This is a genomic window from Stenotrophomonas bentonitica (genome assembly GCF_002887735.1).
GTDB lineage: Bacteria > Pseudomonadota > Gammaproteobacteria > Xanthomonadales > Xanthomonadaceae > Stenotrophomonas > Stenotrophomonas bentonitica_A.
The window spans coordinates 191,265-218,238 of the sequence record NZ_PKQP01000002.1 but is presented as its reverse complement, the minus strand read 5'-3'; the positions used below and the strand labels follow the sequence as shown (position 1 = coordinate 218,238).

Annotated in this window: 29 protein-coding genes and 1 other RNA gene; 10 read left to right on the top strand and 20 right to left on the bottom strand. The window is 66.6% G+C overall.

The annotated features are described in order from the left end of the window. Nucleotides 1-62: 62 nt before the first annotated feature. From C0R07_RS05405 to hrcA, 6 genes are all read right to left on the bottom strand, one after another. Nucleotides 63-1,175: a prephenate dehydrogenase gene (locus C0R07_RS05405; protein WP_102788337.1), complete on the bottom strand. Its 1,113-nt coding sequence runs from the start codon at nucleotides 1,173-1,175 to the stop codon at nucleotides 63-65. Beyond that, the gene (pdxY, locus tag C0R07_RS05400; RefSeq protein WP_019183153.1) at nucleotides 1,172-2,080 is read right to left on the bottom strand and encodes a pyridoxal kinase; all 909 of its coding nucleotides are present in this window, start codon (nucleotides 2,078-2,080) and stop codon (nucleotides 1,172-1,174) included. The genes C0R07_RS05405 and pdxY overlap by 4 nt, the downstream gene beginning before the upstream one ends. A gap of 204 nt (nucleotides 2,081-2,284) precedes the next feature. Further along, on the bottom strand, nucleotides 2,285-3,418 hold the full coding sequence (gene dnaJ / locus C0R07_RS05395) for a molecular chaperone DnaJ (protein ID WP_102788336.1): 1,134 nt from the start codon (nucleotides 3,416-3,418) through the stop codon (nucleotides 2,285-2,287). Nucleotides 3,419-3,582: 164 nt separating this feature from the next. After that, on the bottom strand, nucleotides 3,583-5,511 hold the full coding sequence (gene dnaK, locus C0R07_RS05390) for a molecular chaperone DnaK (protein WP_019183156.1): 1,929 nt from the start codon (nucleotides 5,509-5,511) through the stop codon (nucleotides 3,583-3,585). Nucleotides 5,512-5,686: 175 nt separating this feature from the next. Then, a complete protein-coding gene (gene grpE / locus C0R07_RS05385) occupies nucleotides 5,687-6,202 on the bottom strand; it encodes a nucleotide exchange factor GrpE (protein ID WP_019183157.1) in 516 nt (171 codons plus the stop codon). 82 nt (nucleotides 6,203-6,284) lie between these two features. Continuing rightward, nucleotides 6,285-7,352, bottom strand: a complete 1,068-nt coding sequence (gene hrcA, locus C0R07_RS05380) for a heat-inducible transcriptional repressor HrcA (RefSeq protein WP_019183158.1) — start codon at nucleotides 7,350-7,352, stop codon at nucleotides 6,285-6,287. Between the two features lie 125 nt (nucleotides 7,353-7,477). Between hrcA and recN the strand changes: the two genes are divergently transcribed. Continuing rightward, nucleotides 7,478-9,139 (top strand): DNA repair protein RecN, encoded by a 1,662-nt coding sequence (gene recN, locus C0R07_RS05375; RefSeq protein ID WP_070470224.1) that lies wholly within the window; start codon nucleotides 7,478-7,480, stop codon nucleotides 9,137-9,139. A 125-nt stretch (nucleotides 9,140-9,264) separates the two neighbouring features. Here recN and fur read toward each other — a convergent pair whose 3' ends face one another. Beyond that, complete coding sequence (gene fur / locus C0R07_RS05370) at nucleotides 9,265-9,672, bottom strand: ferric iron uptake transcriptional regulator (protein WP_070470227.1); 408 nt, start codon at nucleotides 9,670-9,672, stop codon at nucleotides 9,265-9,267. Nucleotides 9,673-9,776: 104 nt separating this feature from the next. Between fur and C0R07_RS05365 the strand changes: the two genes are divergently transcribed. Continuing rightward, complete coding sequence (locus C0R07_RS05365; protein ID WP_019183163.1) at nucleotides 9,777-10,169, top strand: outer membrane protein assembly factor BamE; 393 nt, start codon at nucleotides 9,777-9,779, stop codon at nucleotides 10,167-10,169. A 16-nt stretch (nucleotides 10,170-10,185) separates the two neighbouring features. On the opposite strand, the gene C0R07_RS05360 is transcribed toward C0R07_RS05365, so the two are convergent. Further along, a complete protein-coding gene (locus C0R07_RS05360; RefSeq protein WP_070470230.1) occupies nucleotides 10,186-10,446 on the bottom strand; it encodes an RnfH family protein in 261 nt (86 codons plus the stop codon). 3 nt (nucleotides 10,447-10,449) lie between these two features. After that, nucleotides 10,450-10,878 (bottom strand): type II toxin-antitoxin system RatA family toxin, encoded by a 429-nt coding sequence (locus C0R07_RS05355; protein WP_026069778.1) that lies wholly within the window; start codon nucleotides 10,876-10,878, stop codon nucleotides 10,450-10,452. A gap of 57 nt (nucleotides 10,879-10,935) precedes the next feature. On the opposite strand from C0R07_RS05355, the gene smpB reads away from it, so the two are divergent. The 4 genes from smpB (at nucleotide 10,936) to ssrA (ending at nucleotide 12,868) form a co-directional block, all read left to right on the top strand. Beyond that, nucleotides 10,936-11,439: an SsrA-binding protein SmpB gene (gene smpB / locus C0R07_RS05350; protein WP_102788335.1), complete on the top strand. Its 504-nt coding sequence runs from the start codon at nucleotides 10,936-10,938 to the stop codon at nucleotides 11,437-11,439. After that, nucleotides 11,439-11,867, top strand: coding sequence for a GNAT family N-acetyltransferase (locus tag C0R07_RS05345; protein ID WP_102788334.1), 429 nt, complete (start codon nucleotides 11,439-11,441; stop codon nucleotides 11,865-11,867). The genes smpB and C0R07_RS05345 overlap by 1 nt, the downstream gene beginning before the upstream one ends. 137 nt (nucleotides 11,868-12,004) lie before the next feature. Beyond that, nucleotides 12,005-12,358: a hypothetical protein gene (locus C0R07_RS05340; protein WP_019183168.1), complete on the top strand. Its 354-nt coding sequence runs from the start codon at nucleotides 12,005-12,007 to the stop codon at nucleotides 12,356-12,358. Nucleotides 12,359-12,465: 107 nt separating this feature from the next. Further along, nucleotides 12,466-12,868: a transfer-messenger RNA gene (gene ssrA, locus C0R07_RS05335) on the top strand. Nucleotides 12,869-13,145: 277 nt separating this feature from the next. Here ssrA and C0R07_RS19690 read toward each other — a convergent pair. From C0R07_RS19690 to C0R07_RS05315, 4 genes are read right to left on the bottom strand one after another with little or no spacing between them, the layout of a single operon-like run. Continuing rightward, nucleotides 13,146-13,685, bottom strand: a complete 540-nt coding sequence (locus C0R07_RS19690) for a hypothetical protein (RefSeq protein WP_139146271.1) — start codon at nucleotides 13,683-13,685, stop codon at nucleotides 13,146-13,148. 24 nt (nucleotides 13,686-13,709) lie between these two features. Continuing rightward, on the bottom strand, nucleotides 13,710-14,021 hold the full coding sequence (locus tag C0R07_RS05325; protein ID WP_046272942.1) for a hypothetical protein: 312 nt from the start codon (nucleotides 14,019-14,021) through the stop codon (nucleotides 13,710-13,712). 55 nt (nucleotides 14,022-14,076) lie between these two features. Further along, nucleotides 14,077-14,628: a TetR/AcrR family transcriptional regulator gene (locus tag C0R07_RS05320; RefSeq protein ID WP_019183212.1), complete on the bottom strand. Its 552-nt coding sequence runs from the start codon at nucleotides 14,626-14,628 to the stop codon at nucleotides 14,077-14,079. A gap of 4 nt (nucleotides 14,629-14,632) precedes the next feature. Then, nucleotides 14,633-16,138, bottom strand: a complete 1,506-nt coding sequence (locus tag C0R07_RS05315; RefSeq protein WP_070470238.1) for an MFS transporter — start codon at nucleotides 16,136-16,138, stop codon at nucleotides 14,633-14,635. 210 nt (nucleotides 16,139-16,348) lie between these two features. Between C0R07_RS05315 and C0R07_RS05310 the strand changes: the two genes are divergently transcribed. Then, complete coding sequence (locus C0R07_RS05310; RefSeq protein WP_070470240.1) at nucleotides 16,349-16,618, top strand: hypothetical protein; 270 nt, start codon at nucleotides 16,349-16,351, stop codon at nucleotides 16,616-16,618. A gap of 17 nt (nucleotides 16,619-16,635) precedes the next feature. Here the strand turns inward: C0R07_RS05310 and C0R07_RS05305 are convergent, their stop codons facing one another. Continuing rightward, a complete protein-coding gene (locus tag C0R07_RS05305) occupies nucleotides 16,636-16,971 on the bottom strand; it encodes a hypothetical protein (protein WP_070470243.1) in 336 nt (111 codons plus the stop codon). 129 nt (nucleotides 16,972-17,100) lie between these two features. Then, the gene (locus tag C0R07_RS19865) at nucleotides 17,101-17,271 is read right to left on the bottom strand and encodes a hypothetical protein (RefSeq protein WP_019183216.1); all 171 of its coding nucleotides are present in this window, start codon (nucleotides 17,269-17,271) and stop codon (nucleotides 17,101-17,103) included. A gap of 272 nt (nucleotides 17,272-17,543) precedes the next feature. Here C0R07_RS19865 and C0R07_RS05300 point away from each other — a divergent pair, with 272 nt between their 5' ends. The 3 genes from C0R07_RS05300 to C0R07_RS05290 all read left to right on the top strand — a co-directional run bounded on the left by C0R07_RS05300 (nucleotide 17,544) and on the right by C0R07_RS05290 (nucleotide 19,651). After that, nucleotides 17,544-17,954, top strand: a complete 411-nt coding sequence (locus C0R07_RS05300; RefSeq protein ID WP_102788333.1) for a g-type lysozyme inhibitor — start codon at nucleotides 17,544-17,546, stop codon at nucleotides 17,952-17,954. A 55-nt stretch (nucleotides 17,955-18,009) separates the two neighbouring features. Further along, nucleotides 18,010-18,678, top strand: coding sequence for a hypothetical protein (locus tag C0R07_RS05295; RefSeq protein ID WP_102788332.1), 669 nt, complete (start codon nucleotides 18,010-18,012; stop codon nucleotides 18,676-18,678). A gap of 100 nt (nucleotides 18,679-18,778) precedes the next feature. Further along, nucleotides 18,779-19,651 (top strand): endonuclease/exonuclease/phosphatase family protein, encoded by an 873-nt coding sequence (locus tag C0R07_RS05290; protein ID WP_070470248.1) that lies wholly within the window; start codon nucleotides 18,779-18,781, stop codon nucleotides 19,649-19,651. Nucleotides 19,652-19,733: 82 nt separating this feature from the next. Here C0R07_RS05290 and C0R07_RS05285 read toward each other — a convergent pair whose 3' ends face one another. The 5 genes from C0R07_RS05285 to C0R07_RS05265 form a co-directional block, all read right to left on the bottom strand. Beyond that, nucleotides 19,734-19,955, bottom strand: coding sequence for a membrane protein (locus C0R07_RS05285; protein WP_019183220.1), 222 nt, complete (start codon nucleotides 19,953-19,955; stop codon nucleotides 19,734-19,736). Between the two features lie 208 nt (nucleotides 19,956-20,163). After that, entirely contained in the window at nucleotides 20,164-21,594 is a 1,431-nt protein-coding gene (locus C0R07_RS05280) for an efflux transporter outer membrane subunit (RefSeq protein WP_070470253.1), read from the bottom strand. After that, nucleotides 21,588-22,325, bottom strand: coding sequence for an SDR family oxidoreductase (locus C0R07_RS05275; protein ID WP_102788331.1), 738 nt, complete (start codon nucleotides 22,323-22,325; stop codon nucleotides 21,588-21,590). Before C0R07_RS05275 ends, C0R07_RS05280 begins: the two co-directional genes overlap by 7 nt. 25 nt (nucleotides 22,326-22,350) lie before the next feature. Next, entirely contained in the window at nucleotides 22,351-25,521 is a 3,171-nt protein-coding gene (locus C0R07_RS05270) for an efflux RND transporter permease subunit (RefSeq protein WP_070470259.1), read from the bottom strand. A 160-nt stretch (nucleotides 25,522-25,681) separates the two neighbouring features. After that, on the bottom strand, nucleotides 25,682-26,893 hold the full coding sequence (locus tag C0R07_RS05265) for an efflux RND transporter periplasmic adaptor subunit (protein ID WP_102788330.1): 1,212 nt from the start codon (nucleotides 26,891-26,893) through the stop codon (nucleotides 25,682-25,684). Between the last annotated feature and the right edge of the window lie 81 nt (nucleotides 26,894-26,974).

Sequence of the window (26,974 nt, the reverse complement as noted above, 5' to 3'; positions counted from 1 at the left end):
ATCCACACGTTTGTGCGCAGATCATCCACACCCCCTGTGGATGAATGTTGCACTGCACCGTGTCAGCGCACCAGCACGCGGCCGATCCCGGACGCATCGATCTCGATGGCGGCCGCCTGCAGTGCCAACGCGTCGCTGCCCGCCACGAACCCCACCCGGAAGTGCACCTCACCGGCGGGCGTGCGCGAGGAATGGATCGACGCCAGGCTGACCCGGTGCCGCTCGAACACGTGGAGCAGCTCGCGCAGGGAACCCGGCCGGTCTTCCGGCAGATGCACGCTGATCGCATTGCGCTCGGTCAGATCCGCGAGCAGGTACCCGACCCGCTCGAAGGTGTAGTTGCCATCGGCCAGCACCCCGGTTCCCAGGCTGTCACGATTATCCAGCACCAGCTGCTGTCGGAACGCTGCCCTTGCCGCGTCATCGCCCTGCTCCAGCTGCGCGCGAAGCTGCTGCAACTGGGCCAGCAAGCGGTCCAGCATCGGTGCGACGTGCGGATTGCCGAACTGGATGTCTTCGTAGATCGCCGGATTGAGCGACAGGATGCGCGCGATGATCGCGGTATCCAGTTCGAACGAGGCCGAACGGTACGGCATCAACGCCGGCAAGGCGCCCAGGATCGGCGCGTACTCGCGCAGTACGCCGGCCTGCGCCAGATGGGTGGCATGCACCATTGCCTGCACCAGCGCCATGACCTGGTCGTGGTGATCCGGCGTGGCGCGCACGCACTCGGCTTCCAGCGCGTCGCACAGCTGCTGCACGAACGGCTGCCACTGCGACAGGCGCGCCTCGCAGACCACCATCACCCGGCCCTTGAGCGTGGGTGCCTTGGGCGGTGCGGTCATCGGGTGCAGGCCCACCACCTCCGCCTGCGAGGCGAGCATCGCCTCCACCGGTGCGGATTTGACCGAGGTGACATCCAGCCACAACCGACCGGCTTCGCGACCGGCAGAGCGCGCCGCATAGTCGGCGATCAGCGCCGGCGTGTGCCGGATCGGTGCGGAGAAGATCAACACCTCCGCGCGGTCCAGCAGCGTCTCCGGGCTGTCCGATGCGGCATCGGCCGGGTCATGCCCGATGACCTCCAGCCCAAGACGTTGTTCCAGGAAGCGGCGCAGCCAGCGCCCGTAGGCACCGTCGCTGCCGACGATGCCCACCACCGGTGTCAGACTCACGCCAGACGCTCGGGAACGAAACGATCGGGCAGCGCCAGCGCCGCCGGCGCCGCGGCCAGCACATCGAACTCTTCGTGGCCGTTGGCCAGCGTGGTTTCCAGCGCGACATGCACGCCGGCGATGGCGCGCGAGATCGCCTGTTCGAAGGTTTCGCCACGCAGCAGGAAGGCGACCAGCAGCGACATCAGCACGTCGCCCGTCCCGGCCACGTCCACCGGCAGATGCGGCGAGGACCAGCGCCAGATGGCATCACGGCTGACCGCCAGCGTGACCAGCTGGCCCGGATCACCGCCGACGCTGTGCGCCAGCACCCATTCCGGACCGCGTGCGAGCAGGGCCTGCGAGGCGGCGATCGCATCGTCCTGGGCCAGGCTCGGCATCCCCGTGAGGCGGCCGAGTTCGAAGGCATTGGGCGTGACCAGCCAGGCGTGCGGAAGCAGACGCTCGGCGAACACTTTTTCCAGGCCCGGCTCTACGTAAGGGCCCGTATGGGTGTCGCCGATGACCGGGTCCAGGCAGTAGCGCAGCTGTGGCGAGGACGGCAACACCGCATCGAGCCAATCGGCGAAGGCCGCACCGTTGCCGACGCTGCCGAAGTAACCGGAAACCAGCATCCGCGCGCGTTGCGGCAGGCCGCGCTCGCCCGCACCCAGGAGCAGGTCGGCGAACCAGTCCGAGGGCAGCACGCGGCCACGCGTGGTCTCGTAGAACGGCGCGTTGCTGAGCAGCGTGGTGGGGATTTCGGCCACGCGCACGCCCAGCGCGCGCAGCGGCGGCACGGCAGCGCTGTTGCCGGCATAGCCGTAGACCAGCTGCGACTGGACCGAGATGACGTCGACCGGCGACGGACCGTCCGGGCGCTGGCGGCGGCCGTGGACCAGGTGGCTTTCGAGGGATTCGTTCATGCCGACATTTTACGCCCGGCGCCGCCCGGTAGAGCCACCCCATGGGTGGCTGTCGATCCACCGTAGAGCCACCCCATGGGTGGCTGTCGATCCACCCGGCACCGCGTGCAGCCACCCATGGGGTGGCTCTACCCCCGGTCTGCGCGCACAAAAAAGCCCCCTGCTTCCAGGGGGTCTTCGGTAGTTCACAGGAACCTGTGACGCTTACGACGTCATGCGATCCCAGAAGCCCTTCACGCCATCGATGAATGTCGCCGACTTGGGCGAATGCTTGCGCGCTTCCTCGCCGGTGAAGGTGGTCTCGAACTGCTCCAGCAGCTTGCGCTGCTCCGGGGTGAGGTTGACCGGGGTCTCCACCACCACGCGGCAGTACAGGTCGCCTTCGCTGCGGCTGCGCACCGAACGCACGCCCTTGCCACGCATGCGGAACAGCTTGCCGGTCTGGGTTTCGGCCGGAATGCGGATTTCCGCATAGCCGCCGAGGGTCGCCACGCGTACGGTATCGCCCAGCGCGGCCTGCGAGATGCGGATCGGCACTTCGCAGTGCAGGTCGTCGCCGTCGCGCTGGAAGATCGCGTGCTCGCGCACCCGCACTTCCACGTACAGATCGCCCGCCGGGGTGCCAGCCGGACCGGCCTCGCCTTCACCGGACAGACGGATGCGGTCGCCGGTATCGACGCCCGCAGGCACCTTGACCGACAACACCTTGTCTTCCTCGACACGGCCATTGCCGTGACAGGTCTTGCAGGGGTTCTGGATGATCCGGCCACGGCCGTTGCAGTGGTGGCAGGCCTGCTGCATCGCGAAGATGCCGCGCTGGATGCGCACCTGGCCCTGGCCACGGCAGACCGAGCAGGTCTCGACCTTGCCATCTTCCGAACCGCTGGCATTGCAGTCATCGCATTCGACCAGACTCGGAATCTCGATGCGGCGCTCCACGCCCATCACCGCCTCTTCCAGGTCCAGCTCCATCACGTAACCGATGTCGGCACCGCGGCGGGCCTGGCGCGGACCACCACCGCCGGCGCCACCGCCGAAGATGTTGCCGAAGATGTCCCCGAAGATATCGCCCATGTCCGGGCCACCCGGGCCGCCACCGCCGCCCATGCCGTGCTCGAACGCGGCGTGGCCGTGGGCGTCGTACATGCGGCGCTTGTTGCTGTCGGACAGGGTTTCGTAGGCTTCCTTGCATTCCTTGAAGGATGCTTCGGCCTCGCTGTCACCCGGATTGCGGTCCGGATGGTATTTCATCGCGCAACGGCGATAGGCCTTCTTCAGTTCTTCGTCGCTGGCGGTGCGGGACACGCTCAGCACTTCGTAGTAATCGCGCTTGCTCATAACTTGAATCGGGTTCCGGAAGTCGGGATTCGTCAAAGCGGAAGAGCGGCACCAGGTCCGCTCTTTCGCCGGGCGCCCCGACAGGCCGGGAAACGGCTGTCAGGACCAGAAGGGGGATATGACAACGGGACGCTGCCTGCGCAACGTCCCGTGTCGAGTCCGGATCAGGACTTCTTGTCGTCCTTGACTTCAGTGAACTCGGCGTCGACCACATCGTCGTGCGCGCCGTTGTTGGCACCCGCATCCGGGCCCGGCGCCGCGCCGCCCTGCTCTGCCGCTGCGGAGGCAGCAAACAGCGCCTGGCCGGCTTCTTCCAGCACCTTCGACTTGGCTTCGATCTGGGCCTTGTCGTCGCTCTTCATCGCGGTTTCCAGATCGGCCAGGGCCGACTCCACCTTGCCGATCACATCGCCGCCGACCTTGCTGCCGTGCTCGGTGATCGCGGTACGGGTACCGTGGATCAGCGCGTCAGCCTGGTTGCGAGCCTGGACCAGCTCGTGGAACTTCTTGTCTTCTTCGCGGTTGGCTTCCGCGTCGGCGACCATGCGTGCGATCTCGTCCTCGGACAGGCCCGAACCGGCCTTGATCTCGACCTTCTGTTCCTTGTTGGTCTTCTTGTCCTTGGCCGACACGTGCAGGATGCCGTTGGCGTCGATGTCGAAGGACACTTCCACCTGCGGCAGGCCGCGCGGCGACGGCTCGATGCCGGAGAGGTCGAACTTGGCCAGCGACTTGTTGAAGCGGGCCTGCTCGCGCTCACCCTGCAGCACGTGCACGGTCACGGCCGACTGGTTGTCCTCGGCGGTGGAGAACACCTGCGAGGCCTTGGTCGGGATGGTGGTGTTCTTCTCGATGATCTTGGTGAACACGCCACCCAGGGTTTCGATGCCCAGCGACAGCGGGGTCACGTCCAGCAGCAGCACGTCCTTGACGTCGCCGCCCAGCACGCCGCCCTGGATCGCAGCACCCAGTGCCACGGCCTCATCCGGGTTGACGTCCTTGCGCGGTTCCTTGCCGAAGAACTCGGTCACGGCCTGCTGCACCTTCGGCATGCGGGTCTGACCGCCGACCAGGATCACTTCACCGATGTCGCTCGAACGCAGGCCGGCATCGTTCAGCGCGATGCGGCACGGCTCGATCGACTTCTTGATCAGGTCTTCCACCAGCGCTTCCAGCTTGGCGCGGGTCAGCTTGATGTTCAGGTGCTTCGGGCCCGACGCGTCAGCGGTGACGTACGGCAGGTTCACTTCGGTCTGCTGGCTGGTGGACAGCTCGATCTTGGCGCGCTCGGCGGCGTCCTTCAGCCGCTGCAGGGCAAGCGGATCCTTGCGCAGGTCGATGCCCTGGTCCTTGTTGAACTCGTCGACGAGGTACTCGATGACGCGGTTGTCGAAATCTTCGCCGCCCAGGAAAGTGTCACCGTTGGTGGCCAGCACTTCGAACTGCTTCTCACCGTCCACGTTGGCGATCTCGATGATCGACACGTCGAAGGTGCCGCCGCCCAGATCGTACACAACGATCTTGCGGTCACGGCCGTCACCCTTGTCCAGGCCATAGGCCAAGGCAGCAGCGGTCGGCTCGTTGATGATGCGCTTGACTTCCAGACCGGCGATGCGGCCTGCGTCCTTGGTGGCCTGGCGCTGGCTGTCGTTGAAGTAGGCCGGCACGGTGATCACGGCCTCGGTGACGGTCTCACCCAGGAACGCTTCGGCGGTCTTCTTCATCTTCTCCAGCACGCGGGCGGAGATTTCCTGCGGGGCCATCTTCTTGCCGTCGCTGGTCTGCACCCAGGCGTCGCCGTTGTCATGGGCCAGGATGCCGTAGGGCACGTGCGCGATGTCCTTCTGGACTTCAGCGTCGGTGAACTTGCGGCCGATCAGGCGCTTGACAGCGTAGAAGGTGTTCTTGGGGTTGGTCACGGCCTGGCGCTTGGCCGAGGCGCCGACCAGGACTTCGCCGTCCTTGGTGTAGGCGACGATGGAAGGCGTGGTGCGATCGCCTTCCGCGTTTTCGATGACGCGGGCCTTGCCGCCGTCCATGATCGCCACACACGAGTTGGTGGTGCCGAGGTCGATACCAATGATCTTGCCCATGAGGGAGACTCCTGAAAGTTCTGGGTACATCCGGCAGTTGCCGGGTTATGAATGGGATGTGTGGGACGCTGGAGACACTTTCAAGCCGTCCATCAAACACAGTGTTCGATGGCGACCCAACGCGTTCAGCGTCCGGTCGAGCAGCCGGGCAACGCCCGGCTCACCGGCCTGCGGATCAGTCGCGGGCCACCACGACCAGCGCCGGACGCAGCAGGCGGTCGTTGAGCAGGTAGCCCTTCTGGAACACCTGGACCACGCTGCCCGGCGCCGCGCCGGGCGCGTCGACCTGGCTGATGGCCTGGTGGTGGTCCGGGTTAAAGGTCTGCCCGGTCGGGTCGAGCAGGGTCAGGCCGTTGTCGGCGGCGACCTTGAGCAGCTGCTTGTAGGTCAGTTCGAGACCTTCGCGCAGCGGGCTCGGGTCACTGCCGGCGGCATTGAGGCCGGCATCGAGGCTGTCGAAGACCGGCAGCAGCTCGCCGAGCAGCTTTTCGTTGGCGAAGCGGCGCGCCTGCTCGACGTCGCGGGCCACGCGCTTGCGCTGGTTGTCCAGGTCGGCGCGCTCGCGCAGCGACTCCGAGCGCAGCAGCGCCAACTCGTTGTGCAGGCTGTCCAGCTGCTGCTGCAGGGACGGCTCCGCGGCCGGCTCGCCGGCGGGATTCTGGGATGCGATATCTGACTGATCTTGGTTCATTTCCGGATCCTTGGCGGTGACTCTCCGCCTCCACCCACCCCTATGTGGGCGCGGCTACGGGATTCAAGAGTCCAAGGCCGCTTTATGCGCGATCGCGGGACAATCCGCCGCCACCGGGCGAGCCCAGCGCAGCGCCCAGCACCTGGGCGGTGGCTTCCACCAGCGGAATCATCCGGTCGTAGGCCATCCGCTTGGGGCCGATCACCCCCAGCACGCCCAGCACCTGGCCATCGGCCGAATACGGGGCGGTGACCAGCGAGACGCTTTCCAGCGGCATCACCCCGGTCTCCTCGCCAATGAAGATGCGCACTCCCGGGGCCTGGATGGTGCGTTCGAGCAGCTGGAGGATCTCGCGCTTGCTGGCGAACACATCGAACAGCTCGCGCAGGCGCTCCAGGTCGGACAGGTCCTGCACACCCATCAGCCGGGTCTGCCCGGCCAGCACCATGTCATCGGCCGGCGGCACCATCGCCTGCTCGGCCAGCTCGATGCTGTGCGCCAGCAGCTGCTCCATCTCCGACTGCGCATCGCGCAGCTCCAGCAGCAGCCGGGCCCGGATCTCGGCCAGCGGCCGCCCGGCGCAGTTGGCGTTGAGGTAGTTGGCGACCTGCTCCAGCTCGCCCGGATCGAAGCTGCGGCGCGGCTCGATCACCCGGTTCTGCACTTCGTTGTCGGCAAACACCAGGATCGCCAGCACCCGACGCGCGTCCAGCGCCACGAAGTCGATGTGCCGGAACGCGAACTGTTCCCGGCGCGGGGCGCTGACCACCCCGACGAAATGGCTCATCGCCGAGAGCAGCTCCGAGGCACTGCCGAGCAGGGCCTGGGTGCCGGTGCCGGTGGCCAGCTCGGTGCGCAGGCGGCTGAGCTCACCCTCCCCCGGCGGCTGCATCTTGACCAGGCTGTCCACGAACACCCGGTAACCGTGCGCGGTCGGCACGCGGCCGGCCGAGGTATGCGGCGAGCTGAGCAGGCCGAGGTCTTCCAGGTCGCCCAGGATGTTGCGGATGGTGGCCGGGCTGACATCCAGGCCGGCATGCCGGGCAAGCGTCTGCGAGCCGACCGGCTCGCCATCCTGGATGTGGCGCGCGATCAGCGTCCGCAGCAGATGGCGGGCACGCGGGGCGAGATGGGACGCGGAAGGGTGCATGGAATCAGCCTGTGAGACGCCCACTTAGATAATGGCTGCACGGGGCGTTGGCAAGTCATTGGAGACGCCCCCCGCCCATGCTAGCTTGCGCGGCTTGGAGACGCCCCTCGTGTACAACGTAGACCATGCTTAGACATCTATCGATCAAGGATTTCGCGGTCGTCCGCGCCACCGAGCTGGAATTCGGCGCCGGCATGACCGTGGTCTCGGGTGAAACCGGCGCGGGCAAGTCGCTGATGGTGGACGCGCTGGGCTTCCTGTCCGGGCTGCGCGCCGACAGCGGCGTGGTCCGCCACGGCGCCGCCCGCGCCGAGCTCTCGGCCGAATTCGCGCCGCCGGCCGATGCGCCGGCCCGCCAGTGGCTGCGCGACAACGAGCTGGACGACGAAGAACAGTGCCAACTGCGACGGGTGATCCGCGCCGATGGCGGTTCGCGCGCCTTCATCAACGGCCGCCCGGTGACGCTGACCCAGCTGACCGAGCTGGCCGGCATGCTGGTGGAGATCCACGGCCAGCACGAACAGCAGGCCCTGCTCTCGCGCCCCTCGCAGCTCTCGCTGCTGGACGCCTTCGCCCGCAACGACGCCGAGCGCGCCCAGGTCCGCCAGACCGCGGCACGCTGGCAGGCGCTGGTGGACGAAGCCGAGGCGCTGTCGCGCCAGGGCGATGTCAGCGATCGGATCGGTTACCTGGAGCACCAGCTGAGCGAACTCAAGCGTGAGGATCTGGACCCGGCCTCGATCGCCACCCTGGGCAGCAGCCACCGCCGCCAGGCCCATGCCAGCGCGCTGATCGGCGCCTGCGACGTGGCCGTCAGCCGCCTCAACGGCGATGACGAGGTCTCGGTGCTGCAGCTGCTGCAGCAGACCCGGCATGATCTGGCCCGCGTGGCTGAGCACGACAGCCGGCTCGGCGAGGTCGATGCCCTGCTCGACAGCGCCGCCATCCAGCTGGACGAAGCGCTGTCCCTGCTTGATCGCGTCCACGACGACCTGGATGCCGACCCCGAGCAGTTCGAGGACATCGAGCGACGCCTGGGCCGCCTGCACGACCTCGCCCGCAAGCACCGCGTGCCGATGGAAGCGCTGGGCGAGCACCGCGATGCCATGGAGGCCGAAGTCGAGCAGCTGCGCGGTGCCGACGAGCGCCTGCAGACCCTGGCCGGCGAGATCGACCGTGCCGCCGGCCAGTGGAAGACCGTGGCCGAGGTGCTCAGCGCCAGCCGCCGGAAGGCTGCCAAGGCCCTGTCGGACACCACCACCACCCTGATCGGCGAGCTGGGCATGGGCGGCGGTCAGTTCCTGATCGATATCGAGCCGCAGAGCGTGGTCAAGCCGGACCCGAACGGGGCCGAGCGGGTCGAGTTTCTCGTTGCCGCCAACGCCGGCCAGCCGCCGCGCGCCCTGCGCAAGGTGGCCTCGGGCGGTGAACTGTCCCGCATCTCGCTGGCGATCGAAGTCGCCGCCTTGGGCCTGGATGCCGTGCCGACCATGGTCTTCGACGAAGTCGATTCAGGCATCGGCGGCGCCGTGGCCGACATCGTCGGGCAGAAGCTGCGCGCCTTGGGCGAGAAGCGTCAGGTGCTGTGCGTCACCCACCTGCCCCAGGTCGCCTCCAAGGGCCACGCCCACTACCGGGTCAGCAAGGCCCCGGTGGACGGCATGACCCAGAGTGCGGTCGAGAAGCTGGATACCAAGGCCCGCGAGGAAGAGCTGGCCAGGATGCTGGGCGGCGTGGAAGTCAGCAAGGAAGCCCGGGCTGCGGCGCGCAAGCTGCTGCAGGTCTGAGGGCCACGTGATGGGTAGTGCCGGCCGCTGGCCGGCTCCCCGCCGGATCCGGCGCCTGGCGCTGAAAGCAAAAACCCCGGGCATGCCCGGGGTTTTTTGATCGCATCCGGGCCGCCAGCGGCCCGTTACCGGCGCTTCTTGCGCACGTAGAGCACCAGCGAGTGCTCTTCCAGCTCGTAGCCATGGTCGGCCGCGATCTTGCGCTGCAGCTCTTCGATCTCGTGGCTTTCAAATTCGATGATCTTGCCGCTGTCCACATCGACCATGTGGTCGTGGTGACCACCGCGATCCAGCTCGTAGACGGCTTGGCCGCCTTCGAAATTGTGCTTCAGCACCAGGCCGGCGGCCTCGAACTGGGTCAGCACCCGGTACACCGTGGCCAGGCCGATCTCATCACCGTGCTCCAGCAGCTGGCGGTAGATGTCTTCGGCGGTCATGTGGTGGCTGGCATTGCGCTGCTCGAGCAGCGCCAGGATCCGCATACGCGGGTGGGTCACCTTGAGGCCGACTTTGCGCAGGTCGTGGGTTTCCATAGTTCTCCGTTCATTGGCGATTTAGCGCCAGCTGCCTCGGATTGGGTCGCGGCGACACGTCGGGAGTGTATCATCGACTCGATTTCCCCAAACGCCATTCCCCGATGCGCAATCTCCTGCTGGTCGCCGCCGTTGCCCTGTCCACCACGGGCTGCGGCATCATTTACAAGCAACCCATCTATCAGGGCAACCTGATCCGGGAGCAGGCCGTCGGTCAGCTGCAGGTGGGCCAGAGCAAGCAGCAGGTCAACGCCCTGCTTGGCACGCCCTCCATCCCGGACCCGTTCCATGCCCAGCGCTGGGATTACACCGCCAGCCAGCGCGTGAACCGGGTCGGCAAGACCGAAGTGAAGAACTTCACCGTCTACTTCGAAAACGACGCGGTCACCCGCTGGGACGGCGAGTACTTCGCCAGCGACGACGCCCAGCTGGCCCGCAGCACGCTGCGCCAGTTCGGCCGCAACCTGCCCAAGGACAAGAAGAAGCGCGGCCGCTGAGGCCCGCGTTCTTCACTCAGCTGCCGGCGCGGGCGCGTCGGCGGCGGTTGTCTTTCGGGTCGGCCAGCAGCGGACGCAGCAGCTCGACCCGGTCGCCCTCGCGCAGCACCTGATCCGGCTTGGCCAGCAGGCCATGCACGGCCACGGCCGGGCACTGGTCGCTGCCCTCGATGCCGGCCAGCGCGATGGCCTCGGTGACGGTGGTGCCCTCGGCGAGGGTCAGCACCTTCGAGGCGGCCCGATCGGGCCAAGCCAGCACCACCTCGACCGTGATCACGGCTCAGTCCTGGGCGTCGGCGACGCGGACGAAATCATTGACCATCCGGTCGGCCAGGCCCTGGAAGCCCAGCGCGAGAGCCGGACCGAGCAGACGTGAGGTCGGCTCGAACTCCAGCGTCAGCGTGACCTTGCAGGCATCTTCGGCCAGCGCGTGGAATTCCCAGCGACCGTGCAGGCGCTTGAACGGCCCGTCCTTGAGCTGCATATCGATGCTGTGCGGGCGTTGCAGCGTGTTCTCGGTCATGAACCAGGTGGAGAACGAACCGAAGCCCAGATCCAGGCGCGCGACCAGGCGGTCCGGGCCGGACTCCAGGATCTGCGAGGCCGAGCACCAGCGGAAGCGGCGCGGATAGGCGTCAATATCATTGACCAGGTCGAACATGCGGGCAGCCGAATGTTCGACCAGGGCACTACGGCGGATAGTTGGCATGCGATACAGATGTCTGATGAATCGACCGGGCGTGCCCGAATCGGAGACAATAGGGAAATGAGCAAGAACAGCGGCAAGGATAAAGCAAAGGGCGCGACGGCCAACAAAACCATCGCACTCAACAAGGGTGCCCGGCACGAGTACCACATCGAAGATCGCTTCGAAGCCGGCCTGGCCCTGCAGGGCTGGGAGGTCAAGTCGATCCGCGCCGGGCGCGGCAACATCATCGATGCTTACGCCTACGTGCGTGATGGCGAGATCTATCTGATCGGTGCGCAGATCACCCCGTTGATCCAGGCCTCCACCCACGTGGTGGCCAACGACCGCCGGGACCGCAAGCTGCTCCTGCATCGCAACGAGATCGACAAGCTGATCGGCAAGGTGCAGCGCGACGGCTACACGATCGTGCCCACCGCGATGTACTGGAGCAAGAACAAGATCAAGCTCGAGATCGCGCTGGCCAAGGGCAAGCAGACGCACGACAAGCGCGATGCCGAGAAGGACCGCGACTGGGCGCGCGAGAAGTCGCGCACCATGCGTCGGCACAACCGCGACGCGTGATGACGCGCAGGGTGGCCGCACCGGGGATCCAGCCGGCCAGCACCGAGGACACCCGCGCGGTGCTCGCCGGCCTGTTGGCTTTCAACCAGGCCGCCAGTGGCGATGCGTTGGACGATCAGCCGGTCAACCGGGTGATCCACGATGCTACCGGCCGGGTGGTGGCCGGGATCGCCGCCGACGTCTGCGGTGGCTGGCTGATGGTGCATGCGCTGTGGGTGGACGCCAGCCAGCGTGGCCAAGGGTTGGGCCAGGCGCTGCTGGCCGATGCCGAGCAGCAGGCCCGCACGCTCGGCGCACACGCGGTGACGCTGGACACCTTCTCCTGGCAGGCCGAGGGCTTCTACCTCAAGCAGGGCTATGAGGTGTTCGGCCGGCTGCAGGACTTCCCGCCCGGGCACCATCGCCTGTACCTGCGCAAGCGGCTCTAACGCCCTGCCCGGGCGCTGCCAGCGCCGCGTATCGCCAAGGCCGGCCTGACCCTGCGGCCCCGGCAGGACAGCGATCTTTCCCCGCCAGGCCCGCGCAGCTGTCAGAATCCCCGCATTGATACGGAAAGGATCCGCGCGTGACACTTGAAACTACCCCGGCACCCGCACTGGCGGCGGACGAACTGACCACCCTGCGCGCCGACGTGGCCGCGCTGGAGTTCATCTTTGACGAACTCGCCCGCGCGATGGACCCGGCCGCGCTGCTCAAGGTGCTGACCTACCTGATCCGCAACGCCAAGCGCGTTGCCTCGGAAACGCAGAGCTACGACACCCTGGAGCACCGCCGGCTGGTCGCCCAGGTGGAATCGCTGATGGCCCGGGTCGAGCCGCAGGCCAAGAAGCAGGCGATGGCCGTGCGCAACGAGCACAACCGCCTGAAGAAGGAAAAGGCCCGCCACAAGGCCGACAGCCGCCGCCAGCTGCAGAAGTAAGCGGCAGACCGGCAAGGTGACTGTTCAGCCGGATTGGAGTAGCATCCATTCCGTCAAGTAGACGTCCGGCGCTGTTTTCCGGATGAAGTGCGGTTCTTGAAGAAACCGGGGGTGCATTGGTTTCGACGGGGGTTGTGAAGTTACTTGGTGCATGCCGAGGGGGCAGCTTTCCTCGTTAATCCAGCAGCAAACTTTTAGTTGCCAACGACGACAACTACGGTTCGAACGACTTCGCAATCGCTGCCTAAAAACAGCTTTAGCGTTTAGTTCTACAGCCGCCTTAGGCGAACCCCCGAACCTACTTGTGCCCGTGCTCGTAGATGTAGGGTCATTATCACGGAACCGGTTGTGATGGCTGCCTGTCAGTCACGACTTAACTAAAGCAGGCTGGTCCTGGGGTGCGCTTTGCACACCGTGCTGCCACAGGATGAGATCCAACGGTGAGCTAAGCATGTAGTACCGGGGATGGAGTGCCTTCGGACGGCGGTTCAATTCCGCCCACCTCCACCAATGAGGGGTTCGAAAGAATCCCAAGAAGCCCGGGAACCCTTATACAACGGGGGTTCCCGGGCTTTTTTATTTCCGGCATCGTCAGGCCCCGTGCGTTGCAGCTCGTGAGACCGTGGGGGCGATGCCCCCGCTCACCCATCTTGCCTTGCGGCGCGCCAACCCGGCCGAGAAGACCCCGAACCTGTTCGACCGCGGCGGTCTCTACCTGGAGATCTCATCCTGTTGATGGTCGGTGGTGGCACCTGACCCTTCTGGACCTCGGCCTGCGCATGAGCCTCTACGGGCTGCTGCTGGCCTCGTGGCGCTGCGGCAGTTGCCGCGCTGTTCCAGACGGATCGCGGCGTACCGCCGCCTCCTCTTCGCCCTCGGAGGGCGGGATGTACCATTTCTGGACCGTGCCCGCGGGCAGGTTATAGACCCAATATGTCCCGCCAGCCTTCGTTACCGCTTCTTCGAGGATTGCGCGCTGGCGGAAGTCCTCATCGGTCACGCAGGTGGGGCAGTGCACCGGCTGAGCCGCAAAAGCAGGCGTTGCAACCGCCGCAGCCGTTAATGCAAGCATCGCACTGAAGAGCTTCACAATAGATCCTTTATTGAGAAATTGCCGATTTTTGCTCGGCGATTTGATCCTAGCACCGTGAAGCATGTGGCTGGGTTGCTGATCCTGCCGTGACCTCGCCAACGTGACCGCGTACGCGTCCGCAGTTGGGTTTGTCATGACCTTTGAAGCGGCGCGGGACTTCTCTGATTCAGGGCGTGGCTGGCTGCCGAGCGGGATGACGCGACGGCAATGCTGCTGGCCAGCGAGTGCAGACATCGAAGGTCCCCACCTTTTTGTGCCTCACGGCAAGGTAAATTTCCGCGCCATCCGCAGTGGCCAGACCGACGTGAACTGCGCGCCACCCACCAGCCGGTATGCTGCCGAAACACTGTGCAGCACGCCCATCGCCTCCAGCACATCCTTGGTCTTCCGGAACGTCGGCCGCGGATCCGCAGTGAACATGAAAAGGTTGATCTCTTTCGCGCTGACGTCATAGCCGTCCAGCGTCGCGGCCTTGCCGAGCGCGGCGGTCAGCTCGGCCTCCAGCGTCGCCAGGAATGCCTCATCGTCCAGCGACTTGCGCCAGAACTTGATCACAAGCTGGTAATCCATCAGGCGGCCCCGTCATTCAAGAAGTGAACCGCCAAGGTTACCCGCATGACGGAAATCACGCTGTGTTTGAAGCGGCGGCAATCATCTGCGCCAGCCGGTCGGCGATGGCCTGCCCCACCTCCGGCGGCAGGCGCGAGCGCGACAGCGCTTCGAACACCCACATGCCGTCGGCGGCGAGCTTGGCGATGAACAGGTCCAGCGCGGCCGGGTCGCTCAGGTCCTGCGGGGTCGGCGGCGACCAGCGCTCGGCCACGGTCGCCCAGGGCTGCACGTTCTCGTCCGTCGCCGCCGCGTCGAACATCAGCTGGAGTTCGGCGCGCGTAGCGGTCTGCGCACAGGTCAGTGCGTAGGCCTGGTAGCGCTCGGTGGCATCGGCGGCCTCGGCCGGCTTGCCGGCCACCTCGATCAAGCTCGCCTCCCACACGCCGGCCAGGTGCTGATGGATGCCCTGGAGCAGCGCGTCGCGCGAGGGGAAGTGGTACAGCAGCCCTCCCCTGGCGATGCCGGATTCGGTGGCGACCGCCTCGAAGGTGAGCGCGGTGATGCCGTCGCGTTCGATCACGCGGACGGCGGCATCAAGGATGTTGGTTCGGTTGCTCGGGCGCATGGAGTCAGTGGGCGTGGGAGACAGTGGTGGCGCTGCCGGAGCCGTGACGGCGCAGCAGAATGCCGGTGACGACGGTGCCGACCAGGAGCACGGCGGCGATCACATACAGTACCCAAACATAGCTGGCGTCGTAGGCGCTGGCGGCAGCACCGAGCCACCCTGCATCGGCACCGGGCTGCGCGGCCAGAGCGAACGCCTGCTGGATGCTCTCACCCGCAGCGGCGTCCACGCCGTCCGGAAGCGACACGGTTGCCGAGTACAGCGCGGCAATCAGGCTGCCCAGCAGCGAGACCGCGAACAGGCTGCCGAACTCGTAGGACACCTCCTCCACCGAGGACGCCATGCCGGCGCGGTGCGGCGGCACGTTGCCGATGATGGCCGTGGAAGCGACCGAAATGGTCGCGCCCATGCCGAGCCCGGTGAGCAGCAACCCGGTAATGGTCCAGCCCAGGTCGCTACCGAAGGTCACCGCGACCAGCAGCACGCCGGCGGTACCCACGCCGAGCCCACCGGTGATCAGCGGCAACAGCCCGACGCGGTGCAGGAACGCGCCGCCGAAGATCGCGCTGGGCAGGCAGCCGAGCGCGACCACCGACACCAGCAGACCGGCCTGCAGCGGTGTGTAATCGGCGACCAGCTGGAAGCGCTGGGTGGTCAGCAGCTGCAGGCCGGCGATGGCGAACATCGCGAAGGCCGCCGAGAGCACACCGGCCAGGAACGGCGCATTGCGGAAGATCGCCACGTCAAGCATGGGATACGGCAGGCGACGCTGGCGACGCAGGAACAGCACCAGACCCACGACGAAGACCAGCGCCGCGCCCGCGGCCAGTGGCCCGTTCGGCGGCGCATGCGCGATTTCCTTGATCGCCACCACCAGGCCGGACAACGCGACCAGACTCAACAGCGAGGAAATCAGGTCCCACGGCTTGCTCGCATCGGGCGTGCCGTGCGGCGCGAACAGCACGGCGCCAACCATCGCCAGCAGCACGATCGGCACGTTGATCAGGAACACCGAACCCCACCAGAAATGGGCCAGCAGCACGCCGCCGACGATCGGGCCGATCGCGCTGCCAATGATGGAAATGCAGCCCCAGACCGCGATCGCCAGATTGCGCTCGCGCTCATCCGCGAAGGTCAGGCTGATCAGCGCCAGGGTGGCCGGCATCATCGCCGCGGCACCCACCGCGAGCAGCGCGCGGGCGCCGATGAGCAGGTTGGCGTCCGGCGCGAACGCAGCCAGCAGCGAGGCGATGCCGAAGATCACCAGGCCGATCAGGAACATACGGCGGTGCCCCAGCCGGTCGCCGAGGGTGCCTGCGCCGAGCAGCAGGCCGGCCATGACCAGCGGATAGGCGTTGATGATCCACAGCCCCTGCAGCGACGTGGCGCCGAGTTCGGCGGTCAGGGTGGGCAAGGCGGTGTACAGCACCGAGTTGTCGAGCGTGATCAGCAGCAGGCCGGCGGCCACGGTGAGCAACAGGCTCCAGCGCTGGGTCTTGGTGGGGGTCATGGGGAGCGAACGTTTCGGGCGGGCAGTAACTATACAGGACGTCCTGTTTGGTTATGACGACGCACCCCCGGTGGGTTCAGCCTGCGGCAGGCACTGCCGTGCGCAACCGCGGGCGTGGCCGGTCTGCGTGGCGACTGGCGTTGGTCACATGGCAGGGGGGCTCACCCGCGCAGGTACGCCTGCCCGGTATGCACGGTGTCGGGGATCACTATGGACGGACAGAAAGAGGCATTTCGGCAGGCACACGCCGAGTTGGAGCAGTGCTGGACGCGCGGCCGGTCGGCGGCCGAGCGATGGGCGGTGTACGACGGTATCCACGACCGGCTGGTAGCGCAGTGGCCGGGCGATGCCACCCGCATCGTCGGCATGATGGTGATGTGGGTTACCGAAATACGCGGCAGCTGCCCGTCGCCCCATGGCGTTGCCGAGCCGGGACGGAGCGAGGTCCTCCGGCTGCGTGCCTCCCGGATCGATTCCTGAGCGCCGTGCCGGCTGGGTTACGGTGCGGTCGGCTGGAAAGGCGCGTTGCGCCCGGCCACTTCCATGTTGATCGCATTGATCAGGGCCGACACGGCCGTCGCCAGGCGGCGGCTGTCGGCGATGGAGCCGAAGAACAGGATCGAGGTGCCGTCCAGTTCGACCCCGGCCAGGCCGAGCTCGCCCTTGAGCGCGGCGACGCGTTCGTCGAACAGCTTCAACCAGTGGGCATCGGGGGAGACATCCAACATCGCCACGATCGCCTCGTCCGCACCATGGTCGACGATGGTCTGCAGGGTCGGGACGTCGAATCCCAGCAGGCGTGGCACGCTGCTGTCGGGAAGAGGAATGCTCATGCGGGCATGGTAGCCGGTAAGCCGCTGCGGTGCCCGACGGCGACTGGCGATGGCTGAAGCGTTGTGATTGCCCATGACGCACAAAGGCCCGGCCAGATCGGCCGGGCCCTCGGTGCGTCATGCCTGGCCTTATTCTTCCTGGTCGCTCTGCTGGCCCGACCGCTGGCCCTGCTGATCCTGCTGTTGCTGCTGCTTCTGGGCGTCACGGTCGCGCTGATCCTGCTGATCCTGCTGGCCCTGCTGCGGGGTGTTGCGCTGCGGATCGTTCTGACCCTGCTGCGGGTTCGGGGTGTTGGCCATTGCCGTATCTCCGGTGTTCGGCATCGAAGTGGTGCCGGTGAAACCACGCTAGGCCTGCCCGCGTTACCCATGTGTGCGTGGCGGGCGGCGCGCCCTGCACGCGCCGGGCACCTGCGTAAACAATTCAGAACGCACTGGAAAACGACACCGAGAGAGCACAGTGCGTTCACTGCCCGGTAGCGCTGATCTGCAGCGCATCGACAGTCCCTTGATGGGCGCGCGCTCATGCTCGCGACGAAAGGCCCTTGCCGGGCCCCCACCGAGGATGTGCCATGACGCCGCTCCGCTCGCTGCTGTTGACCGCCCTGCTCGCCCTGACGCCGATGCTGGCCACCGCGGCGGACAAGGTCACCACCACCCCCGTGCACTTCACCAAGGGCGCCAGCAGCGCCACTCTGCGTGGGACGTTGTCCGGCTATGACACCGTCCGCTACACGATCGCCGCGCGTGCCGGCCAGACCATGGCGGTCACGGTCGACGGCAGCCCCAATGCCAATTTCAATGTATTCGCGCCCGGCGTAACGCCCGGCCACGGCGAGGCCCTGGGCAGCAACGACGAGACCCGGCGGTGGAGCGGCACCCTGCCGTCCACGGGCACCTATGTGGTGCAGGTCTACCAGATGCGTGCGCAGGCGCGCCGGGGTGAGAAGGCACCGCACAGCCTGACCGTCGCCATCCGCTGAGGCCAGCCCCGGGTATCCTCGGGGGTGTCGGTTTCGTCCACGCAAGGGGCCCGGGATGGACTTCCTCAAACTGCTGCGGTCGCTGGAAGAGTTTCTCTACGAGCTGTGCACCTGGTTTCTGTTCTTCCCGCGCACGCTGTACCGCGTGGTGGTGCATCCGCGGCGGATGGCCCAGTACGTGGATACCGAGCTGAAGGAAAAGCTGGACCGCCAGTTCGACGATGCGATCAGCCCGCCGATGTTCCTGATGCTGTCGGTGCTGGTCGCTCACGGGGTGGAGCTGATGCTGCACCAGCAGGTGGTCGGCACCGGTGCACTGTCGCGTTCGATTTTCGGCAATGAGGAAAGCCTGCTGCTGTACCGCTCGATCACCTTCGCCATCTGGCCGCTGGTGACCACCACGCACCTGCTGCGGCGCAAGCATGTGTCGATGACCCGGGAGTCGCTGCGCCGACCGTTTTTCATGCAGTGCTACCTGACCGCCCCGTTCGCGGTGACATTGTCCACCAGCATGGTGTTCGTACGGCTGCCCGGCGAGCTGTCGACCGTGCTCGGCACTGCGGTGGGGGTGATCGCCGCGCTGTGGTATGCGGTGGTCCAGGCCGGGTGGCTGAAGGTCGCGCTTCAACGCTCCTGGTTGAACACGATCCTCTCCACGGTATGGGTGCTGGTGCTGGGATCGCTCATCAACCTCACGATCGGGGTGATCCTGCTGTCGAATTGATCCGACCGGCGCCCCGCCCAACCGCCATGTCGCGCATATCCTTTCCCCGCCCTTCCATGCGACCCTTTGGGAACGTTTTCATGGAATGGAGGGATTCCACATGCTGTTTCGTTTCCACCGGCCCGCGCTGCTGGCCCTGATGATGTTTGCCGCCCCGCTGGGCAGCGCCTGGGCGCAGGCACCGGACGCGTTGAAAGTCATGTCGTTCAACGTGCGCACGCCGGCCGATACTGACCCCGGCAAGCGCTGGGAAGACCGCCGCGATGCGATGGTCACGCTGATCCGCGAACAGAAACCCGAGGTAATCGGCACCCAGGAGCTGGTGCGGAAACAGGGCGAGTACCTGGTCGCGCACCTGCCCGGCTACACCCTGTTCGGCAGGGACCGCCGCGGCGGCAACGCCGACGAACACATGGGCGTGCTGTACGACAGCGCGCGCTTGAAGGTGCTCGAATCGGGCGACTTCTGGCTCTCCGATACGCCGGATGTGCCGGGCAGCATCACCTGGGGCAACCTGTTCCCGCGCATGGTGACCTGGGCGCTGTTCCAGCGTCAGGCCGACGGCCAACGCTTCTACCTGTTCAACACCCACCTGCCCTACCGCGAGGAAGATGAGCCGCGCCGCGAGCTCGGTGCGAAGCTGATCGTCTCGCGGCTGGCGACGCTGCCCAAGGACATCCCGGTCGTGGTCACCGGCGATTTCAACAGTGAACCCGGCAGCGACACCTACAAGGCCTTCACTGCCGCGTTGGGCGATGCCCGCGAACTCGCCGGCAAGGTCGAAGGCCCGCGCCTGACCTTCCACGATTTCACCGGCAAACCGACGGTGGAACTGGACTGGATCCTGGTACGCGGTTTCAGCGTGGACCGTTTCAGCACGCTGGACCAGAAACCCGGTGGCGTGCTGCCTTCGGACCACTACCCGGTCCAGGCCGAGCTGCGGTTCCCCGCATCGACGCCGACGGTCCGGTAAGCAGATGCGCGATGGGCGGTCATAGCACCGTCCATCGGCTTGCGCATGGCCGCCCTGCGGCCCTGCGCTTTCCCGCCGCCGATCACGGCTGCCGCTCATCGATCTGCTGCAGCAGCTGGTAAAGCGCCTGATGCTGCTCGCGTGCCTGGCAGATCCGCGCGCCGATGGCGATGAACACACCGGTGGCGATCAGGCCGATCTCGAACAGGCCTTCGGTCAAGCGGGCGAATCCGATGGCGACCACGATGATCGCGGCGACCAGCAGCGCGATGACACCGCGCGAAAGCCCCGCGCCGGATCCCATGCCCGGCTCCTGCACACGCGGACGGACAGGACGCCACTGATTGGGTTGCATGCGGGCCACTCCAGAGAACAACCCACGCTTGTAGCATCGTGCATTGGCACCGTGCAGAGGCAAAGCCGTCAACCGCGACGCCCTGCGCAGCGGATGTGACGGCTGTTGCCATTCTTGCAGGGACGGCGCCTTCGCCGCCCCTGCGACCTGCGGCCGGTCAGCGCTGCGTCACCGCCACCGGGGTGTTGGCTGCATCCTGCTGCTGGCCCCAGCCACCCAAGGCCTTGTACACCCCCACCACACTGACGTTGACCGTGGATTCGGCCTCGGCCAGTGCATCGTCCGCGGCCAGCTGGGTGCGTTGTGCATCGAGCAGGGTCAGGAAGTCTTCCGACCCCTCGCGGAAGCGGATCTGCGCCAGTTCCTCCGCGCGACCCGCCGCCTGGGCCTGCTCGGCGACGATCGCCAGGCGGGCCTGCTGCTTGGCGTACCGCGTCAGCGCGTTCTCGGTGTCTTCCAGCGCCAGCAGCACCGCCTTCTCATACTCGGCGGCGGCACCGTCGGCCTGCGCCTTGCTGGCGCGCAGACGGGCTTTGACCGTGCCGAAATCGAAGGCAGCCCAGCTGATCGACGGGGTCACCGACCACGCCTTGTTGTTGCCGTTGACCAACCCGCTGGCATCACCGGACAGGAAGCCGACGAACCCACTCAGGCTGATCCGCGGGAACAGGTCCGCGGTGGCAACGCCAACGCGCGCGGTGGCCGCCGCCAGCCGACGCTCGGCCACGCGCACATCGGCGCGCTGACGCAGCAGATCGGTGGTGTCACCCAACGGCAACGCCTTGGCGTACGGCCGCATCTCGCGCGGCTGCAGCAGGCTGTCCAGTGCATCCGGACGCTGCCCCAGCAGGACGGCCAGGCGATGACGCGACTGCACTTCGGCGACTTCCAGCAGCGGGATGTCGGCCTCGATCGCCTTCAGGCGCGCACGGCTGCTCTGCACGTCCAGCTCGCTGCCGGCGCCCAGTTCCCAGCGGGTCTCGGTGAGCTTCTGGGTGTCGCGCAGATTGACCAGGGTGCGCTTGGCCACCGCGATGCGCTTCTGGGTACCGCGCAGCTCGAAGTAGTTACGGGCTACTTCGGCGGCGACGGTGACCTGCGCGTCGGCGAGGTTGTCCTGCTCGGCGCCCAGGTCCGCGCGCGCCGCTTCGGCGGCACGGCGTTGGCGACCGAACAGATCCAGCTCCCAGCCGGCATCGAAGCCGAGCTGGTAGGTCTCGCTGAAGACGCGCTCATCACCCACCGTGGCATCGGGCTGCTTGCGGCGGTCATAGCTGCCGCCGCTGGTGACGTGCGGCAACTGGTCCAGGCGCTGCTCGACGAACACCGCGCGGGCCTCGCGCACCCGCGACATCGCGATGCGCAGGTCCAGGTTGGTGCCCAGTGCTTCATGCACCAGCTGCTCCAGCACCGGATCGTCGAACTGGGCCCACCAGCTCGCCACCGGCGAGGTGGTGGTGAACACCGGCGCGGCGGCGCCCTGCAGGGTCACCGGCTCGGCCGGTGGCGCCTGGTAGTTGGGGCCGACGCTGACGCAGCCGGCCAGCAGCGCGCTGGTCACGGCCACGGTCAACAGGCGGATCACCATGGCAGCACCTCGCCGAGGTAGGTGAAGCTGCCGTTGGGGCCATCGGCATCGATCAGCGCCATGCCGACGCTGGAGCGTGCGCCTTCGCTGATGTCGATCTCGCCCTCACCGCCGTTCATGTCGGTTTTGACGTAGCCCGGATGCACGGTGTTGACCTTGGTGGTGCTGTCGCGCAGCTCGTAGGCGAGCTGTACGGTCCACGCATTCACCGCACTCTTGGAGGCGTTGTAGGCGGGCACCGCGAAGCCGTAGATCGGCGAGCCCGGCTGGCTGTGCAGGGTCAGCGAGCCCAGGATGCTGGAGACGTTGACGATGCGGCCAGCCGGCGAGGCGTTGAGCAGGGGCAGGAAGGCTTGGGTAACGGCGATCACGGCGAACACGTTGGTGTCGAAGGTATCGCGCCAGGTCTGCAGGGTCTGCGCCGACGGCGCCAGCTTTGGGTCGTCGAGCAGGATGCCGGCGTTGTTGACCAGGATGTCCAGGCGGCCGTGACGCTCGGTCACGGTCTGCACGGCGGCGGCGATGCCGGCGGCATCGCCTACGTCGAGCTGGATCGCTTCGACCGGCAGGCCCTCGGCCTGCAGCTTCAGCGCCTCGGCCACGGCGACGTCGCGCTTGCGCCCAGCCAGCAGCGTGTGCACGCCGGCCTGGGCCAGCTGGCGGACGGTTTCCAGGCCGATGCCGCGGGTGGCACCGGTGACCAGGGCGATCTTTTGGGTAGCGGTATTCATGTGAAAAACCTCGCGGGGGAAGGAATCAATGATGGATGGTCGGTTCGCCGTGGGTCACCAGCTGCCCGCCGCCGTTACGGCTGACGAACTTGCGCAGGGCCACGTAGAACACCGGGGTCAGGAACAGGCCGAACAGGGTGACGCCCAGCATGCCGGCGAACACCGTGATACCGGTCACCGAGCGGACTTCCGCACCGGCGCCATGCGAGATCACCAGCGGGATGGTGCCGGCAATGAACGCGATGGAGGTCATCACGATCGGGCGCAGACGCAGGCGGCACGCTTCCAGTGCAGCCTCGACGATGCCCTTGCCGCCCATTTCCAGTTCACGGGCGAACTCGACGATCAGGATCGCGTTCTTGCACGCCAGGCCCATCAGCACCACCAGGCCGACCTGCACGAACACGTTGTTGTCGCCACCGGTCATCCATACGCCGAACAACGCGGACAGCAGGGTCATGGGGACAATCAGGATCACCGCCAGCGGCAACGACCAGCTTTCATACAGCGCGGCCAGCACCAGGAAGGCCAGCAGGATCGCCACCGGGAACACGATGAAGGCGGCCTTGCCCTGGGTGGCCTGCTGGTAGCTCAGGTCGGTCCATTCGGTCTGCATGCCGACCGGGAGTACCTTGCCGGCGATTTCGGTCAGCTTGGTCATGGCCTCGGCCGAGGACAGCATGCGCGGGTCGGCTTCGCCGGCCAGATCGGCCGCCGGGTAACCGTTGAAGCGCAGCACCGGGTCCGGGCCGTAGGTCTGCTTCACGGTGACCATCGAGCCGATCGGCACCATCTCGCCACGGTTGTTGCGGGTACGCAGGCGACCGATGTCTTCCACGCTGTCACGGAACTGGCCGTCGGCTTGGGCGATCACCTGCCAGGTACGACCGAACTGGTTGAAGTCGTTGACGTACGCCGAGCCCAGGTAGGTCTGCAGCGTGTCGAACAATTCGGTCAGCTCGACGCCCTGGGCCTTGGCCTTGACGCGGTCTACTTCGGCATCCAGCTGCGGCACGTTGGCCTGGTAGCTGGTGATCGGGAACGCCATGCCCGGCGTCTGCGCGACGGCACCCTGCATCGTGCTCACCGCCGTCTGCAGTGCGCCATAGCCGAGATTGCCGCGGTCCTGGATGAACATCTGGTAGCCGTTGCCGTTGCCCAGGCCGAGGATCGGCGGCGGCATCATGGAGAACGCAAAGCCCTCCTGCAGCCCGGCGATCTTGGCGTTGATCTCGGCATTGATCTGCGCGGCGGTGCGGCCCTTGCGCTCACTGAACGGCTTGAGCGGAACGAACGCGACACCGGTGTTGGGCGTGTTGGTGAACTGCAGCGCGTTCAGACCCGGGAACTGGATCGTGTGCGCCACGCCATCGGTATTGCGCGCGATCTCGGCGACCTTGGCCAGCATGGCGTCGGTACGTGCGATCGAGGAGCCTTCCGGCAGCTTCACGCCGGCAATCAGGTACAGCTTGTCCTGGGTCGGAATGAAGCCGGCCGGCACCGCCTTGAACATCAGGCCGGTGGCCAGCAGCAGGCCGGCGTAGACCACGAACACCAGGCCACGACGGCCCAGCAGGCGGCCAACCGAACCGTGGTACTTCTCCGAACTGGTCTTGAAGAAGCGGTTGAACGGACGGAAGATCCATCCGAACAGACGGTCGATCAGGCGGGTGAGGCCATCCTTCGGCGCGCCGTGCGGCTTGAGCAGGCGTGCGGCCAGGGCCGGCGACAAGGTCAACGAGTTGATCGCCGAGATCACGGTCGAAATCGCGATGGTGACGGCGAACTGCTTGTAGAACGCACCGGTCACACCGGACAGGAACGCCATCGGCACGAACACGGCACACAGCACCAGCGCGATCGCCACGATCGGGCCGGACACTTCACGCATTGCCTGGTGGGCGGCGGCCAGCGGAGTCAGGCCTTCTTCGATGTTGCGTTCGACGTTCTCCACCACCACGATCGCGTCATCGACCACGATGCCGATCGCCAGCACCAGCCCGAACAGGGTCAGGGTGTTGATCGAGAAGCCGAGTACGTACAGCGCCGCGAAGGTACCCACGATCGACACCGGCACGGCGATCAGCGGAATGATCGAGGCACGCCAGGTCTGCAGGAACAGGATCACCACCAGCACCACCAGGGCGATCGCCTCGAGCAGCGTGGAGACCACGGCCTTGACCGAATCGCGCACGAAGATGGTGGTGTCATACACCGCTTCGTACTTCACGCCCGGCGGGAACTGCTTGGTCAGCTCATCCATGGTGTGGATGACCGAGTCGCGGATTTCCAGCGCGTTCGCGCCGGGGGCCTGGAAGATACCGATACCGACCGCGTTCTTGCCGTCCAGCTGCGAGCGCAGCGTGTAGTCACCGGCGCCCAGCTCCAGGCGGGCGACATCGGACAGGCGCACCACTTCACCGTCGTCACCGGCCTTGAGCACGATATCGCGGAATTCCTGTTCGCTGCGCAGGCGACCCTGGGCGTTGATCAGGGTCAGGAAGTCGCTGCTCGGCATCGGCTCGGCGCCGAGCTGGCCGGCCGAGACCTGCACGTTCTGCTCGCGCATCGCACGCACCACGTCGCTGGCGGTCAGGCCGCGCGCGGCGATCTTGTCCGGGTCCAGCCACGCACGCATGGCGTAGTCACCGCCGCCGAACATCTGCGCATCACCGACGCCCTGCAGGCGTGCCAGGGCATCCTTGACGTGCAGGCGGGCGTAGTTGCGCAGGTACAGCGAGTCGTACTTGCCGTCCGGCGAGGTCAGATGGACCACCATCAGGAAGGTCGGCGACTGCTTCTGGGTGGAGACACCCTGGCGGCGCACGTCCTCGGGCAGGCGCGCCTGCGCCTGGGCGACGCGGTTCTGCACCTTGACCGCGGCTTCGTCCGGATCGGTACCCGGGCGGAAGGTCACCGTCATCTGCAGCACGCCGTCCGAGCCGGCGACGGACTTGATGTACATCATGTCCTCGACGCCGTTGATCGCTTCTTCCAGTGGCGTGGCCACCGTTTCAGCGATCACTTTGGGGTTGGCGCCCGGGTACACCGTGCGCACCACCACCGAGGGCGGCACCACTTCGGGGTACTCGCTGATCGGCAGCATCGGGATCGCGATCAGGCCAGCGGCGAAGATCACGATCGACAGCACCGCCGCGAAGATCGGCCTGTCAATGAAAAAACGGGAAAAGTCCATGGGTGGATTCCTGGGGTTTCACCAGCGCCGGCGTGCACGACCCCGGCCGCTGTCGCAGGCGACAGCGGTGGCGGGTTCCCCTGCACGGGGCGATGGCAGTCACGGTAGAGCCGACCGTTGGTCGGCTGCTATGTAGAACCGACGGTCAGTCGGCTGCCCTTCAATTTTTTGCAACAGCCGGCGCGGCTACCGGCGCGGCAACCGGCTGCATCGCAACGGCCTTGGCCTGGACCGGCATGCCGGGCATGAAGACTTTCTGCACGCCATCGACGATCACGCGGTCACCGGCCTTCAGGCCCTGCTCGACGATGCGCAGGCCGTCGGCATTGCGGCCAAGTTCGATATCGCGGCGCTGTGCCTTGTTGTCCTTGTCGACCACGTAGACGAACTTGCGGTCCTGGTCGGTCAGCACGGCCTTGTCATCGATCAGCATGGCCTGGAACTGGCCACTGCCCAGCAGCTGCACGCGGGCGAACAGGCCCGGAGTGAACGCGCGGTCGGCGTTGTCCAGCAGCGCGCGGACGCGGATGGTGCCGGTGCTGCGGGTCACCTGGTTGTCCAGGAAGTCGACCTTGCCTTCATGCGGGAAACCATTCTCACCGGACAGGCCCACCTTCACCGGCAGTTCGCTGTCGCGTTCGCTCGGGCGTTCACCCTTGCGCGCCATCTGGGCGTAACGCAGGAAGGTGCCTTCATCGGCATCGAAGTACACATGGACCTTGTCCAGCGAGACCAGCGTGGTCAGCACGCTGGCGCTGTCGCCGGCGGTGACGAGGTTGCCTGCGGTCACCATCGCGCGACCGGCGCGGCCGTTGATCGGCGCGCGCACCTGGGTGAACTCCATGTTCAAGCGCGCCGCATCGACGGCAGCCTGAGCGGCCTGCACCTGCGCCAGGGCCTGCTCGGACACCGCACGGCGCTGTTCCCAGGTCTCGGTGGAGATGGCCTGCTGGTCGGACAGACGACGGGCACGGTCGGCTTCGCTGCGGCTCACCTGGGCCTGGGTGCGCGCGCGGTTGAGCTCGGCGGTGGCGCGGTCCAGCTCGGCGCGGTAGCTGCGTGCGTCGATGGTGAACAGCACATCGCCCTTCTTGACCTCCTGGCCTTCGACATAGTTGACCTTGTCGATGTAGCCGGAGACGCGCGGACGCAGCTCAACGCTTTCGACCGCTTCGACGCGGCCACTGAAGTCGTCCCACTGGCTGACCTGCTTGACCAGCACCGGCGCGGCACTGACCGACGGCGGCGGCGGCATGCCTGCTTCTTCAGCATGGCTGCCACTGCAGGCGGTCAGCACCGCGGCGGCAAGGATCGAAACGCCGGCCATGGCCAGCCGTCGGGTGAAACGTTGCGGGGAGGAGTTGGAAGTCATGACATGCATCCGTACGTAGGGGTGGTGATACAGAATCGAAAGCGTGGGGCGACGTGGGGGCGTAGCCTGGGACCTGAACCT

Excerpts from the sequence above, each read along its gene's own strand:
- pdxY (WP_019183153.1), bottom strand. The coding sequence starts at position 2,080 with ATGAACGAATCCCTCGAAAGCCACCTGGTCCACGGCCGCCGCCAGCGC.
- dnaJ (WP_102788336.1), bottom strand. The coding sequence starts at position 3,418 with ATGAGCAAGCGCGATTACTACGAAGTGCTGAGCGTGTCCCGCACCGCC.
- dnaK (WP_019183156.1), bottom strand. The coding sequence starts at position 5,511 with ATGGGCAAGATCATTGGTATCGACCTCGGCACCACCAACTCGTGTGTG.
- grpE (WP_019183157.1), bottom strand. The coding sequence starts at position 6,202 with ATGAACCAAGATCAGTCAGATATCGCATCCCAGAATCCCGCCGGCGAG.
- hrcA (WP_019183158.1), bottom strand. The coding sequence starts at position 7,352 with ATGCACCCTTCCGCGTCCCATCTCGCCCCGCGTGCCCGCCATCTGCTG.
- recN (WP_070470224.1), top strand. The coding sequence starts at position 7,478 with ATGCTTAGACATCTATCGATCAAGGATTTCGCGGTCGTCCGCGCCACC.
- fur (WP_070470227.1), bottom strand. The coding sequence starts at position 9,672 with ATGGAAACCCACGACCTGCGCAAAGTCGGCCTCAAGGTGACCCACCCG.
- C0R07_RS05365 (WP_019183163.1), top strand. The coding sequence starts at position 9,777 with ATGCGCAATCTCCTGCTGGTCGCCGCCGTTGCCCTGTCCACCACGGGC.
- C0R07_RS05355 (WP_026069778.1), bottom strand. The coding sequence starts at position 10,878 with ATGCCAACTATCCGCCGTAGTGCCCTGGTCGAACATTCGGCTGCCCGC.
- smpB (WP_102788335.1), top strand. The coding sequence starts at position 10,936 with ATGAGCAAGAACAGCGGCAAGGATAAAGCAAAGGGCGCGACGGCCAAC.
- C0R07_RS05345 (WP_102788334.1), top strand. The coding sequence starts at position 11,439 with ATGACGCGCAGGGTGGCCGCACCGGGGATCCAGCCGGCCAGCACCGAG.
- C0R07_RS19690 (WP_139146271.1), bottom strand. The coding sequence starts at position 13,685 with ATGTCTGCACTCGCTGGCCAGCAGCATTGCCGTCGCGTCATCCCGCTC.
- C0R07_RS05325 (WP_046272942.1), bottom strand. The coding sequence starts at position 14,021 with ATGGATTACCAGCTTGTGATCAAGTTCTGGCGCAAGTCGCTGGACGAT.
- C0R07_RS05320 (WP_019183212.1), bottom strand. The coding sequence starts at position 14,628 with ATGCGCCCGAGCAACCGAACCAACATCCTTGATGCCGCCGTCCGCGTG.
- C0R07_RS05315 (WP_070470238.1), bottom strand. The coding sequence starts at position 16,138 with ATGACCCCCACCAAGACCCAGCGCTGGAGCCTGTTGCTCACCGTGGCC.
- C0R07_RS05310 (WP_070470240.1), top strand. The coding sequence starts at position 16,349 with ATGGACGGACAGAAAGAGGCATTTCGGCAGGCACACGCCGAGTTGGAG.
- C0R07_RS05305 (WP_070470243.1), bottom strand. The coding sequence starts at position 16,971 with ATGAGCATTCCTCTTCCCGACAGCAGCGTGCCACGCCTGCTGGGATTC.
- C0R07_RS19865 (WP_019183216.1), bottom strand. The coding sequence starts at position 17,271 with ATGGCCAACACCCCGAACCCGCAGCAGGGTCAGAACGATCCGCAGCGC.
- C0R07_RS05300 (WP_102788333.1), top strand. The coding sequence starts at position 17,544 with ATGACGCCGCTCCGCTCGCTGCTGTTGACCGCCCTGCTCGCCCTGACG.
- C0R07_RS05295 (WP_102788332.1), top strand. The coding sequence starts at position 18,010 with ATGGACTTCCTCAAACTGCTGCGGTCGCTGGAAGAGTTTCTCTACGAG.
- C0R07_RS05290 (WP_070470248.1), top strand. The coding sequence starts at position 18,779 with ATGCTGTTTCGTTTCCACCGGCCCGCGCTGCTGGCCCTGATGATGTTT.
- C0R07_RS05285 (WP_019183220.1), bottom strand. The coding sequence starts at position 19,955 with ATGGGATCCGGCGCGGGGCTTTCGCGCGGTGTCATCGCGCTGCTGGTC.
- C0R07_RS05280 (WP_070470253.1), bottom strand. The coding sequence starts at position 21,594 with ATGGTGATCCGCCTGTTGACCGTGGCCGTGACCAGCGCGCTGCTGGCC.
- C0R07_RS05275 (WP_102788331.1), bottom strand. The coding sequence starts at position 22,325 with ATGAATACCGCTACCCAAAAGATCGCCCTGGTCACCGGTGCCACCCGC.
- C0R07_RS05270 (WP_070470259.1), bottom strand. The coding sequence starts at position 25,521 with ATGGACTTTTCCCGTTTTTTCATTGACAGGCCGATCTTCGCGGCGGTG.
- C0R07_RS05265 (WP_102788330.1), bottom strand. The coding sequence starts at position 26,893 with ATGACTTCCAACTCCTCCCCGCAACGTTTCACCCGACGGCTGGCCATG.